We start from the raw sequence: 12,673 nt of genomic DNA, 5'->3' as shown, positions 1-12,673 counted from the left end.
CTGTTTCACTAACCTTGTATATTGATGTTGGAGGGGATTTGAATGAGTATGGGAGAAAAAATCACAGTTGTCGATGGAGTACTGCAAGTGCCAAACCAGGCGATTATACCATTTATTGAAGGGGATGGAACAGGTCCTGATATTTGGGCAGCTGCATCAAGAGTGTTGGAAGCGGCAGTAAACAAAGCATACAATGGGGAAAAAGAAATAGTTTGGAAAGAAGTACTTGCTGGTGAGAAAGCATTTAATCAAACAGGAGAATGGCTTCCTAAAGAAACGCTTGACGTTATTAAAGAATATTTAATCGCGATTAAAGGACCGCTTACAACACCGGTTGGCGGAGGTATTCGTTCTTTAAATGTAGCTTTGCGCCAAGAACTTGATTTATATACTTGCTTGCGCCCGGTTCGTTATTTTAATGGAGTTCCATCACCGGTTAAAAGACCACAGGACACGGATATGGTTATCTTCCGTGAAAATACAGAAGACATTTATGCAGGAATTGAATATGCAAAAGGATCTGATGACGTTAAAAAATTATTAACCTTCCTGCGTGAAGAAATGGGTGTTTCCAAAATCCGTTTCCCTGAGACTTCCGGACTTGGAATCAAGCCGATTTCTGAAGAAGGCACAAAACGTCTTGTCAGAGCTGCACTTAATTATATAATTAAAGAAGGACGTAAATCCCTCACGCTTGTTCATAAAGGAAATATCATGAAGTTTACAGAGGGAGCCTTCAAAAACTGGGGTTATGAAGTTGCTGAAGAAGAATTCGGTGATCAAGTATTCACTTGGGCACAGTATGACCGCATTAAAGAAGCAGAAGGTACAGAGGCTGCAAACAAAGCACAGGCAGATGCAGAGGCAGCTGGTAAAATTATTGTTAAAGATTCCATAGCAGATATCTTCCTGCAGCAAATCTTAACAAGACCAAGAGAATTTGATGTAGTTGCAACCATGAATCTAAATGGAGATTATATCTCTGACGCTCTTGCAGCACAGGTTGGTGGAATAGGTATTGCGCCTGGTGCCAATATCAACTATGTTACAGGCCATGCAATTTTTGAAGCAACACACGGAACAGCACCTAAATATGCTGGTCTTGATAAGGTGAATCCTTCATCAGTAATCCTATCAGGTGTATTGATGCTTGAGCATCTGGGCTGGACTGAAGCTGCTAATTTGATTACACAATCAATGGAAAAAACGATAGAAACAAAAGTGGTTACATATGACTTCGCCCGTTTAATGGATGGAGCGAGTGAAGTGAAATGTTCTGAATTTGCTGATGAGCTCATAAAAAATATGGATTAATAATTCACGAAAGGGGTAATCTCGAAAAAGGTTACCCCTTTTAAAAACTGGGGGTAAATTCGAATGGTATTTAACCGAAAAAAAATATCTGTCATTGGCAGTGGTTTTACAGGAGCAACGACCGCGTTTCTTTTAGCTCAAAAAGAACTTGGGGATGTAGTGTTGGTTGATATTCCGCAATTGGAAAATCCCACAAAGGGCAAAGCTTTAGATATGGCAGAAGCAGGCCCTGTAATGGGATTTGATGCATCCATTACTGGAACATCAAATTACGAGGATACAAAGGATTCTGATCTGGTTATTATTACTGCAGGAATTGCGCGTAAGCCAGGGATGAGCCGGGATGATCTAGTTCAAACGAACCAAAACATTATGCGCTCAGTAGCTAAAGAGATTGTAAAATATTCTCCTGACAGTTATATTATTGTTCTTACTAATCCAGTTGATGCAATGACCTATACGGTATTTAAGGAAACCGGATTCCCCAAAAATCGTGTGATCGGTCAATCGGGTGTATTGGATACGGCTAGATTCCGTACATTTATCGCTCAGGAATTAAATTTGTCAGTTAAGGATATAACAGGTTTTGTGTTGGGTGGACACGGCGATGATATGGTACCACTTGTTCGATATTCATATGCTGGCGGCATTCCTTTAGAAGCTCTTCTGCCAAAGGAACGTCTAGAGCAAATAGTCGAACGGACGAGAAAAGGCGGCGGAGAAATTGTTAGTCTTCTTGGTAATGGAAGTGCATATTATGCCCCTGCTGCTTCACTTGTAGAAATGGCAGAAGCTGTATTAAAGGATCAGCGGAGAGTGATTCCTGCAATAGCCTATTTGGAAGGTGAATATGGATATAGCGGAATATACTTAGGTGTTCCAACTATTTTGGGGGCAAATGGCATAGAGAAAGTAATTGAGCTTGAATTACTTGATGAAGAAAAAGCAGCATTGGATCAATCTGCTGAAGCAGTTCGAAACGTTATGTCTGTACTTGCTTAATAGTCTTATTATATAAATCGGAGAGTATTACTTTCCGATTTTTTTTTGCATTTTCCAGGAGAGACTATATGGGGGTATCCCAAATAATGCAATCGGTTAGCGACGTATCCTAGACTACCCAAAAGCGTATGTTCATATATAATGGTTAGTATAGTGAAAAAATAGCAGGAGGGGCCAATGAGTAAAAAAGTCCTTGTAGTGGAAGATGAACAATCAATTATTACCTTACTAACCTATAATCTGGAACAAGCCGGCTATCAGGTTATTAAAGCAATGGATGGTGAGACAGGTAAAAGAATGGCTATAGCTGAGTCACCAGATATCATTATTCTAGATTTGATGCTGCCTAAACTGGATGGCATTGAGGTATGTAAAATCTTGAGACAAAATAAAAATATGACTCCAATTCTTATGTTAACAGCAAAGGATGAGGAATTTGATAAAGTGCTTGGGCTAGAATTGGGAGCAGATGATTATATGACAAAGCCATTTAGCCCGAGAGAAGTTGTGGCGAGAGTGAAGGCTCTTCTTAGGAGAGCTGGGATGGGAAATTTCGGGCAGGATACTTCTTTAGAAAAACAAGAAACAAGCAATTTGAGAATTGGAGAGTTACAAATATATCCGGACAGATATGAAGCATATATGAGAGAGGAGTTACTTGAGCTAACTCCGAAGGAATTTGAGCTGTTAGAGTATCTTGCGAGGAATAAATCCAGAGTTCTGACAAGAGATCAGCTCCTTAATGTGATATGGAACTATGATTTTGCCGGAGATACTCGAATTGTCGATGTCCATATTAGTCACTTGCGTGAAAAAATTGAACAAGATACGAAAAAGCCTGATTATATTAAAACCGTACGCGGGTTGGGATATAAACTTGAGGAACCAAGGCAATGAAAAAGTTCAAGCTTAAATTAACTGCAGAGATAGCAGCCATCACTATTATTATACTTCTATGCTTTGGTTTGTTAATTGGGAAATTACTTCTTTATTATTATGATAAGTCTGTAATGAATCACCTTAAGGAAGAAGGGCAATTGGTAACTCTATACCTGGGTGATGCTGATAACGGCAATGATTTAGAGATGAAGTCTAATAAGTTGAACAATCATTTGCGCTCATCCTTTCTAATCATGAATAAGGAAGGGCGTATCCTGTATAAAACAGACAAGCCTTCGGGCTGGAAAAACTGGGATGATTCAGCATCCCTTACAGAATATATGGGAGATATAAGAACGGACAAGCAAATAGGAAAGAAATCCGATATCAGAACAGGGCCATCCTATTACTATATGGACGATTATTCGTTGGATACTGGGGAAACAGGCCATTTCATATTGGTTTCAAATGAAGATTCCTCTCTATATACAAAAGTATGGTTTATACTCTTGGGCTGTTTGGGATTCGCCTGTGTGATGATCGTCCTGTTTGTATTTCAGTTAATCAAGAAGTTTGCGATTCCTATAGAAAGTGCTACAAAAGCTGCTCTGGAATTAACGAGAGGTAACTATCGGGCCCGTTCTTATGTCGGTAGAAATAATGAAAATGGAATTCTTAATCATTCTATTAATACTGTTGCCCGAAATTTGCAGGAAATGAAAATTGCTCATGAAATCCAAAAAGACAGATTGAGTACACTGATTGAAAATATGGGTAGCGCCCTGTTATTAATCGATGATAAAGGGTTTATCAGTATGATTAACCATGCCTATATTGATCTTTTCAAGGTAGAGGAAGAAGAATATTTATCTGAACTCTATTATAAAGTGATCAAACATGAAGAAATTAATGCGATTATTGAAGAAATCTTTATGGCTGAACAAAAATTAAAGAAACAAATCGTATTGACGATTGGAATTGAGCGGAAGAATTTTGAGGTATACGGTGCACCAATTATGGGACCTAAGGGAGAATGGAAGGGTATTCTACTTGTTTTCCATGATATCACTGAGCTAAAGAAATTAGAGTCAGTAAGGAAACAATTTGTTGCCAATGTGTCTCATGAACTGAATACACCGGTTACATCTATTAAGGGATTTTCGGAAACGCTCCTTGATGGAGCCATGCATGATCCGCAGGCATTAGAGCACTTCTTATCTATTATTTTAAAGGAAAGCGACAGGCTGCAGGCTTTAATAAAGGAATTACTGGAGCTTTCAAAAGTGGAGCAACAAGGCTTCCGGCTCGATATACAGGAAATTGATATTGTTCCTGTTTTATCCGATACGTATGCCATGCTTGAGAAAAAAGCATCGAAGAAACATATTCAGTTCGAGATCCAGGATTTTAAAAAGCCTATTATGTGTGAAGCAGATACATTCAGGCTTAAACAAGTATGCCTTAATCTTGTTAGTAACGCGATTTCCTATACCCCGTCATATGGGAAAGTACAAATAACTGCAAAAGAAGAATCTGATAAAATTTATATTGCTATCGAGGATACCGGAATTGGCATAGAGGAAAAGGAGTTTCCTCGTATATTTGAAAGATTTTATCGAGTGGATAAAGACCGTAGCCGGGAATCAGGAGGAACGGGATTGGGACTTGCAATAGCTAAGCATATTATGGAGGCACATGAGGGAGAAATAACGGTAGAAAGCCAAAAGAATGTAGGAACCACTTTTACAATCATACTTCCTAAATACCAGGCCAAGCATACATAGGCCTGATGACTTCCAGCTTAAAAGAGTCCTATGACAAATCCAAACCGGTGTAATTGAATAAATAGAACTGAACCGTCATTTTTCTTTCAAACTCTAGTCATGATAAAATAGAGTGGATAAGTGAAGTGACGGTTTTTATCAGGCCTGAATCAGTAAAATGTCTCAAATCCTGATAAAAGCATTTATAAGGCACACCTGTTATGATGAATGATTCGGTGGCCGTATTTAAATTATGCTATATGTTAATGAAAATATATATATGGATACTGGAGGTAACCATGAAGAAAAAATTGATTTTAATCGATGGAAACAGCATTGCCTATCGGGCGTTTTTTGCATTGCCATTACTGAATAACGAGAAGGGTGTACACACAAATGCCATCTATGGTTTTGCGATGATGCTCAACAAAATCATTTCAGAGGAAAATCCTACTCATATATTAGTTGCTTTTGATGCCGGGAAAACAACGTTCAGACACAGTACATATAAAGAATACAAAGGCGGACGTCAAAAGACGCCACCTGAATTATCAGAGCAATTTCCTTTTATTCGAGAATTACTGGATGCATACGGAATCTCTCGCTATGAGTTAACGAATTATGAAGCCGACGATATTATCGGAACACTTGCTCTTGAAGCTGAAAAAGGGGATTATGAAGTACAAATTATCTCCGGCGATAAAGATTTAACCCAGCTTGCTACGGATAAAACGACTGTACGTATTACCCGTAAAGGGATTACGGATATGGAGGATTATACACCGGAGCATATTCGTGAAAAGTATAACTTAACGCCGAATCAAATCATTGATTTAAAAGGATTAATGGGGGATGCTTCAGATAATATTCCTGGAATCCCGGGTGTAGGTGAGAAAACTGCCTTAAAATTGTTGAATCAATTTGGAACAGTTGAGAAGGTAGTGGCTTCCCCTGATGAAATCAGCGGAAAAAAACTAAAAGAAAAAGTGGAAGAATTCAAGGACCAAGCTATTTTAAGTAAGCAGTTGGCAACAATTGAAACAAATGCTCCAATTGAGGTAGAGCTTGAATCAATTGATTATGCGGGTGCAGACCAGGAAAAGCTGCTGTCTATCTATAGGGAGCTTGGATTTGCAACCTTAATTGAAAAAATGGAACCAGCTGCAAAAGAAGAGATGGCCGTCCTTGAAGAGATTGACTATAAGGCAGTGGAAGAAGTGACGGAAGATATGCTGACAGCAGAGTCCTCACTCTATCTAGAACTGCTTGATCCGAATTATCATACTGCAAAAGTAATTGGCATAGCTATTTCAAATGAAAATGGAACATTCTTTATCGATAAGGACAAGGCTGCAGGATCCCCTCTTTTCAAAGAGTGGGCAGAGAATCCTGAATATAAAAAAACAGTGTATGATGCCAAACAAAGTATTGTGGCATTAAGCCATGATGGGATTGCTTTAAAAGGAATTGAATTTGATGTTTATCTGGCATCCTATGTTTTAAATCCAGCTGAACCGGATGTTGATATGGCGGATCTTGCTAAAAAACATAATGCCGGACATATTCAAACAGATGAGAGTTTTTATGGAAAAGGAGCGAAACGTTCAATTCCGCCGGTTGCTGAATTGGGTGAGCATATTGCCCGGAAAGCTTTATCGTTAACACTGATTAAGGAAAGCCTGGAAAGACAGCTGGAGGAATTCAATCAAATAGGATTGCTGCAGGATCTAGAACTGCCGCTTGCTCTTATCCTGGCTGAAATGGAAATTACGGGTGTGAAGGTCGATGAGAACCGTTTGAAAGAAATGGGAGCTGAACTTGCAGGCAGATTAAAGGACATCGAAGCTAAAATTTATGAAATGGCCGGTGAATCCTTTAATATTAATTCACCGAAGCAGCTTGGAGTTATCCTGTTTGAAAAATTAAATTTACCTATTATTAAAAAGACGAAGACAGGCTATTCCACATCAGCAGATATACTTGAAAAATTAGAGAGCAAGCATAGTATTGTCCGGGAAATTCTTCATTATAGACAGCTGGGGAAATTGCAATCAACCTATATTGAGGGACTTTTAAAAGTTATACATGATGATCAGAAGGTTCATACGAGGTTCAATCAGGCATTAACTCAAACTGGACGACTTAGTTCAACAGACCCTAACCTGCAAAATATTCCGATCAGACTTGAAGAAGGCAAAAAAATCAGACAGGCTTTCGTTCCATCTGAAGAAGGCTGGGTCATTTTTGCGGCTGATTATTCTCAAATTGAACTGCGTGTTCTGGCCCATATAGCGGGAGATGAAAACCTGATAGATGCCTTTAACTCAGATATGGACATCCACACAAGAACGGCTATGGATGTATTTCATGTGGATGCTGATCAGGTGACATCAAATATGAGAAGACAGGCTAAAGCGGTGAACTTTGGAATTGTGTATGGTATCAGTGATTATGGACTATCGCAAAGTCTTGGAATTACCAGAAAAGAAGCTGGAATCTTTATTGATCGCTATTTAGAGAGCTTCCCTGGTGTTCAGCAATACATGAAGGATATTGTAGAAGAGGCGAAGGAAAATGGATATGTAAGTACTTTATTGCAGCGCCGAAGATATATACCTGAAATTAATAATCGGAACTTCAATGTTCGTGGTTTTGCAGAAAGAACAGCTATGAATACACCAATTCAGGGCAGTGCTGCAGATATTATCAAATTGGCGATGATTCGAATGAATGCCAGATTAAAGAAAGAAAATTTACAGACTAGAATGCTGCTTCAGGTGCACGATGAATTGATTTTTGAGGCGCCACCTGAAGAGTTGGATATATTAAAGAAAATTGTTCCGGAAGAAATGGAAAATGCAATTGAATTAGCGGTTCCATTAAAAGTGGACTATTCTTTTGGCAACACCTGGTATGATGCTAAATAGGAATAAAAGGGGTGAAAAGGTATGCCTGAATTACCTGAGGTCGAAACAATCAGAAGGACCCTCGAAGTTTTGGTACTTGGAAAAACAATTGATGATGTGGATATACGCTGGGCAAAAATTATAAAAGAGCCGGATGATGCTGAACTGTTTCGTATGCTTTTAAAAGGGCAAACCATTCATGAGATTGGGAGGCGAGGTAAATTCCTGATTTTCCATTTAGATGATTACAGTCTTGTTTCCCATTTACGGATGGAAGGGAAATACGGTCTTTATGATGAAACGGAACCGGCAGATAAGCATACGCATGTTATATTCAAATTTACGGATCAAACGGAATTGAGATACAGAGATGTCCGTAAGTTTGGCACGATGCATCTGCATACAAAGGGGACAGAATTGGAAGTATTGCCACTTTCAAAAGTAGGACCTGAGCCTTTTTCAGATGAATTTACACCAGATTACTTAAGCACAGCACTCAGTAAGACAAATCGTTTTATAAAAACGGTATTATTGGATCAAAGAGTAGTTGCAGGTCTTGGTAATATCTATGTGGATGAAGCATTGTTCCATTCCGGTATCCATCCTGAACGGCCGGCATCCACATTGACAAAAGAGGAAATAGAAAAACTATATACATCCATTAAGGAAACTCTTGCTACCGCCATTGAAAAAGGTGGAAGTACAGTACGATCCTATGTGAATTCACAGGGCCAAATCGGCATGTTTCAGCTCGAGCTGTTTGCATATTCGAGAAAAGGACAGCCTTGTAAAATTTGCGGAACAAACATGGAAAGAATTATTGTTGGAGGCAGAGGGACCATCTACTGTCCTGAATGTCAGCCATTAGCCTAACTGAATATGAACATAAGATGGGCTCCTTTCATATAGTAGGGTATTGATTATGGAAAGGAGTCCCTATGAAATGGAGCACATAGCATCAATAGTATTATTGGCATTGGCAGTGAGTCTGGATAGTTGCGGTGTGGGAATAACCTATGGAATGCGAAAAGTAAGTATACCGATTCGCTCCATCATCATCATTGCCGGTTGCTCTGCATTAAGCCTAGCATTCGGTATGTTAATGGGATCGTTAAGCGAGCATTTGATGGCACATTCCTGGACCGGTAAGCTAGGAGGATTTATCTTGCTGGTGCTTGGAATTTGGACACTTTCAAGTTACTTCAAGCGAAATGAAGATAATTGTCCCTATGTGGATGAAAGAACCTTATTCCAATTAGAAATAAAGTCTATTGGGCTGGTTATTCATATACTTAAAAAGCCATTAAGTGCAGACTTTGACCGTTCCGGGACCATTACTGGGTTAGAGGCTTTCTTTCTAGGATTAGCCTTATCATTAGATGGATTTGGAGCTGGAATAGGTGCTGGTATACTTCATTATCCCCTGTTTATTCAGGTGACTCTCTGTTTTGGTATGAGTGCTTTATTAATGACTGTGGGTATAAAAGCGGGAAAATTTCTGCAGGATTCCATTATGGCAAAGGTCTTTTCATTTATTCCGGGTTTAGTACTTATTTTTCTTGGGTTAACCAAAATAATTTAATAGGGAATGGAATGCTATGGGGAAAATATTCGGAGTTACAGGAGGGATTGCCAGTGGAAAGAGCAGCGTCAGCAAATGGCTCATTTCCAAGGGTTACCCTGTTATTGATGCAGATATCGCAGCAAGAAAAGTTGTCGAGCCTGGTATGCCAGCATTAGAGGAAATTAAAAATGTATTTGGTCAGGATATTTGTTTACCTGATGGGACATTAGACCGAAAAAAATTAGGTTCCATCGTATTTTCAAACTCTGAAAAACGGCAAATGTTAAATGGAATTGTTCATCCGGCAGTCAGGAAATGGATGATGGAAGAAACGGAGAAAGCGTTACACCAGGGGAAAGAACTCGTTTTCATGGACATTCCCCTATTGTTTGAAAGTAATTTGACGCATATGGTAGAGGGTATTATTCTTGTGTATGTAAAGCCCGAGGTCCAGTTAAAGAGATTAATGGCGCGGGATCATTTTACTGAGGAAGAAGCACTTGCGAGAATACGAGCACAAATGCCAATTGATGATAAGAAAAAATTGGCCAATTATATTGTTGACAATAACGGAGAATTTTTTGAGACGGAAGAGCAACTCATTGATCTAATTAAACAATTGAATGTATAATCAATAGAAAGGCTATCTGAGGGATAACGACCCTGGGATAGTCTTTTTTTGTATAAAATTCCATTTAATTTGGATAATTTGGGTATTTAAACCATGCAGCATTTTATTCAATGTGTTATACTAATTACATCATTTTTACAATAAGTATAACTTATATATAGGAGGAAGTTAAATGAGTGCAAGAGTTGCTATCAATGGGTTTGGCCGAATTGGCAGAATGGTTTTCCGAAAAGCAATATTGGATGAGCATCTTGAAATCGTAGCCATTAATGCTAGCTATCCGCCTGAAACATTAGCACATTTAATTAAATATGATACGAATCATGGTCCGTTTAATGGTGATGTACATGCTATGGATGATCATTTATTGATAAATGGTAAAAAAGTTCTTTTGCTTAATAATCGCAATCCTGAATTCCTGCCTTGGAAAAATCTTGGGATTGATATCGTAATCGAAGCAACTGGGAAATTTAATCATCGTGATCAAGCAGCTCTTCATTTAAATGCCGGTGCAAAACGAGTCGTTTTAACAGCTCCCGGGAAGAATGAGGACGTCACGATTGTAATGGGTGTTAACGAGGATACATTGGATATCAATAAACACCTTGTTATTTCTAATGCATCCTGCACAACTAACTGTCTCGCTCCTGTTGTAAAAGTACTCGATGAACAATTTGGAATTGACAATGGTCTTATGACAACCGTTCATGCATATACAAATGATCAAAATAATATCGATAACCCGCACAAAGATTTACGCAGAGCTCGTGCCTGTGCACAAAGTATCATACCTACCACAACTGGAGCAGCCAAAGCACTCTCACTGGTGCTTCCTCATTTAAAAGGAAAACTCCATGGTATTGCGTTGAGAGTACCAACTCCAAACGTCTCTTTAGTTGATTTGGTAGTAGATTTAAAAAGAGAAGTTACTGTTAATGAAATCAATCAAGCGTTTAAAACAGCAGCTGAAGGATCATTGGCCGGTATTATCCAATACAGCACAGAGCCGCTTGTTTCGATTGATTTTAATACGAATCCACATTCGGCTATTGTAGATGCACTCTCAACAATGGTGATTGGTGCAAATAAAGTGAAAGTGCTTGCCTGGTATGACAATGAGTGGGGATACTCATGCAGAGTGGTAGAATTAGTAAACCATGTGGCACGCCTTCTTCAGGAGGATAAGGTGAAAGTAAGTTAATAATAATAAACAATATCTATTACGGTCTGGCTGTCTTTCTGAAAAAAAAGGCGGTTCAGGCCGTTCTTTGATTCATATTCTAGAATAAACTAAGAAAAACAATTAATGTACATTTAGTGGTAATTATTAACTAATATTGAATTGTATGATTGCTTTTGAAATATAAACCATATATACTAAATGTCGTAAACTTCATCATCCTGGCAGTACTACTTAAAGGGTTAGGACCTCTCAGGACTAACTTTCCCCCGTGGTAGTAAAGGCCAGAAACGAAGATAATTATAATTCGTTTAAATGCTAAAGGGGGAATTGAACATGCATACAATAGGTCGTCATGTCATTTCTGAATTATGGGGCTGTGATTTATCTAAATTGAACGATGTTAATCAGATTGAACAAATATTCGTGGACGCTGCTTTACGATCTGGAGCTGAAGTTAGAGAAGTAGCCTTCCATAAGTTTGCGCCACAGGGAGTAAGCGGAGTAGTCATTATATCTGAATCACATTTAACCATTCATAGTTTTCCGGAACATGGTTATGCGAGTATTGATGTATATACATGCGGTGACTTAGATCCTAATGTGGCTGCTGATTTTATAGCTGAAGCCTTAAACGCTCAGGTTAGGGAACACATTGAAATCCCGCGAGGCATGGGTCCTGTTGCTGTCAGCCATGTTCTTGCTAAAGCATTATAAATAAAAAATATTTAAGAGATGTCCTTTTGTGTTGACTCAAAAAAGCTAGATTCAAACTCTAACTTTTAGGGGTGCAGTACATATGCATCTCTTTTTTTTGTGGCAAACGTCTTTACTTGCCCATTATTTACTTTTCTCCGATAGTATTGGCCGTATCATAGATAAAAAATAGCATTTTATGCAAACAGACTTGTCCTATTCGATTTGTTTTAATAAGATAGAACTATAGAAAAGGACGGTGCTAATCTATGATATGTCCAACGTGCCAACATAATGGGACAAGAGTGCTGGATTCCCGCCCTGCGGATGAAGGACGTTCAATACGTAGAAGAAGAGAATGCGAATCCTGTAGTTATCGTTTTACTACATTTGAAAAGGTAGAAGAAATTCCGCTAATTGTGGTAAAAAAAGATGGCGCACGGGAAGAATATAGCAGAGAAAAAATCCTAAGAGGTTTAATCCGAGCTTGTGAAAAGCGTCATGTTGCTCTTAAAGAACTGGAAGAGATTGCAACTGATGTTGAAAAAGAAATAAGAAATCAAGGATTTTCTGAAATAAAAAGTGATTTAATAGGTGAAATGGTTATGGATAGGCTGGCTGAGTTGGATGAAGTGGCCTATGTCCGTTTCGCTTCTGTGTATCGTCAATTTAAGGATATAAATGTCTTTATTGACGAATTGAAAGAATTAATGAAAAAAGAGGATTAAGTAGAGCTGA

11 protein-coding genes are annotated in these 12,673 nt (G+C 38.6%); all 11 read left to right on the top strand.

The window, feature by feature from the left end; genetic code table 11:
• Positions 1–42 precede the first annotated feature (42 nt).
• The 11 genes from icd to nrdR all read left to right on the top strand — a co-directional run bounded on the left by icd (position 43) and on the right by nrdR (position 12,663).
• On the top strand, positions 43–1,314 hold the full coding sequence (gene icd, locus AC4G3N_RS16040) for an NADP-dependent isocitrate dehydrogenase (protein ID WP_066108900.1): 1,272 nt from the start codon (positions 43–45) through the stop codon (positions 1,312–1,314).
• Between the two features lie 63 nt (positions 1,315–1,377).
• Positions 1,378–2,316 (top strand): malate dehydrogenase, encoded by a 939-nt coding sequence (gene mdh / locus AC4G3N_RS16035; RefSeq protein ID WP_066108897.1) that lies wholly within the window; start codon positions 1,378–1,380, stop codon positions 2,314–2,316.
• Between the two features lie 177 nt (positions 2,317–2,493).
• Positions 2,494–3,213, top strand: a complete 720-nt coding sequence (locus AC4G3N_RS16030) for a response regulator transcription factor (RefSeq protein ID WP_491090631.1) — start codon at positions 2,494–2,496, stop codon at positions 3,211–3,213.
• Positions 3,210–4,979: a two-component system histidine kinase PnpS gene (gene pnpS / locus AC4G3N_RS16025; RefSeq protein ID WP_491090629.1), complete on the top strand. Its 1,770-nt coding sequence runs from the start codon at positions 3,210–3,212 to the stop codon at positions 4,977–4,979. The genes AC4G3N_RS16030 and pnpS overlap by 4 nt, the downstream gene beginning before the upstream one ends.
• Before the next feature lie 278 nt (positions 4,980–5,257).
• The gene (polA, locus tag AC4G3N_RS16020; protein ID WP_139892804.1) at positions 5,258–7,885 is read left to right on the top strand and encodes a DNA polymerase I; all 2,628 of its coding nucleotides are present in this window, start codon (positions 5,258–5,260) and stop codon (positions 7,883–7,885) included.
• 21 nt (positions 7,886–7,906) lie between these two features.
• Positions 7,907–8,737 (top strand): DNA-formamidopyrimidine glycosylase, encoded by an 831-nt coding sequence (gene mutM, locus AC4G3N_RS16015; protein ID WP_066108883.1) that lies wholly within the window; start codon positions 7,907–7,909, stop codon positions 8,735–8,737.
• A gap of 70 nt (positions 8,738–8,807) precedes the next feature.
• Positions 8,808–9,446, top strand: a complete 639-nt coding sequence (gene ytaF / locus AC4G3N_RS16010) for a sporulation membrane protein YtaF (protein WP_490551054.1) — start codon at positions 8,808–8,810, stop codon at positions 9,444–9,446.
• Positions 9,447–9,462: 16 nt separating this feature from the next.
• Positions 9,463–10,059, top strand: coding sequence for a dephospho-CoA kinase (gene coaE, locus AC4G3N_RS16005; protein ID WP_490551055.1), 597 nt, complete (start codon positions 9,463–9,465; stop codon positions 10,057–10,059).
• A 172-nt stretch (positions 10,060–10,231) separates the two neighbouring features.
• Positions 10,232–11,260 carry a glyceraldehyde-3-phosphate dehydrogenase gene (locus AC4G3N_RS16000; RefSeq protein WP_066108875.1) on the top strand — a complete coding sequence of 343 codons (1,029 nt, stop codon included), beginning with the start codon at positions 10,232–10,234 and terminating at the stop codon, positions 11,258–11,260.
• A 315-nt stretch (positions 11,261–11,575) separates the two neighbouring features.
• Positions 11,576–11,956: an adenosylmethionine decarboxylase gene (speD, locus tag AC4G3N_RS15995; protein WP_066108871.1), complete on the top strand. Its 381-nt coding sequence runs from the start codon at positions 11,576–11,578 to the stop codon at positions 11,954–11,956.
• 248 nt (positions 11,957–12,204) lie between these two features.
• Positions 12,205–12,663, top strand: a complete 459-nt coding sequence (gene nrdR, locus AC4G3N_RS15990) for a transcriptional regulator NrdR (protein WP_066108869.1) — start codon at positions 12,205–12,207, stop codon at positions 12,661–12,663.
• Positions 12,664–12,673 lie beyond the last annotated feature (10 nt).

The sequence above is a fragment of the Bacillus sp. z50 genome (genome assembly GCF_058313585.1).
Note: the sequence above shows the minus strand (reverse complement) of the source record. Positions and strands in the feature narration are given on the sequence as shown.

Coding starts and splice junctions, on each gene's coding strand:
- icd (WP_066108900.1), top strand. CDS start 43: ATGAGTATGGGAGAAAAAATCACAGTTGTCGATGGAGTACTGCAAGTG.
- mdh (WP_066108897.1), top strand. CDS start 1,378: ATGGTATTTAACCGAAAAAAAATATCTGTCATTGGCAGTGGTTTTACA.
- AC4G3N_RS16030 (WP_491090631.1), top strand. CDS start 2,494: ATGAGTAAAAAAGTCCTTGTAGTGGAAGATGAACAATCAATTATTACC.
- pnpS (WP_491090629.1), top strand. CDS start 3,210: ATGAAAAAGTTCAAGCTTAAATTAACTGCAGAGATAGCAGCCATCACT.
- polA (WP_139892804.1), top strand. CDS start 5,258: ATGAAGAAAAAATTGATTTTAATCGATGGAAACAGCATTGCCTATCGG.
- mutM (WP_066108883.1), top strand. CDS start 7,907: ATGCCTGAATTACCTGAGGTCGAAACAATCAGAAGGACCCTCGAAGTT.
- ytaF (WP_490551054.1), top strand. CDS start 8,808: ATGGAGCACATAGCATCAATAGTATTATTGGCATTGGCAGTGAGTCTG.
- coaE (WP_490551055.1), top strand. CDS start 9,463: ATGGGGAAAATATTCGGAGTTACAGGAGGGATTGCCAGTGGAAAGAGC.
- AC4G3N_RS16000 (WP_066108875.1), top strand. CDS start 10,232: ATGAGTGCAAGAGTTGCTATCAATGGGTTTGGCCGAATTGGCAGAATG.
- speD (WP_066108871.1), top strand. CDS start 11,576: ATGCATACAATAGGTCGTCATGTCATTTCTGAATTATGGGGCTGTGAT.
- nrdR (WP_066108869.1), top strand. CDS start 12,205: ATGATATGTCCAACGTGCCAACATAATGGGACAAGAGTGCTGGATTCC.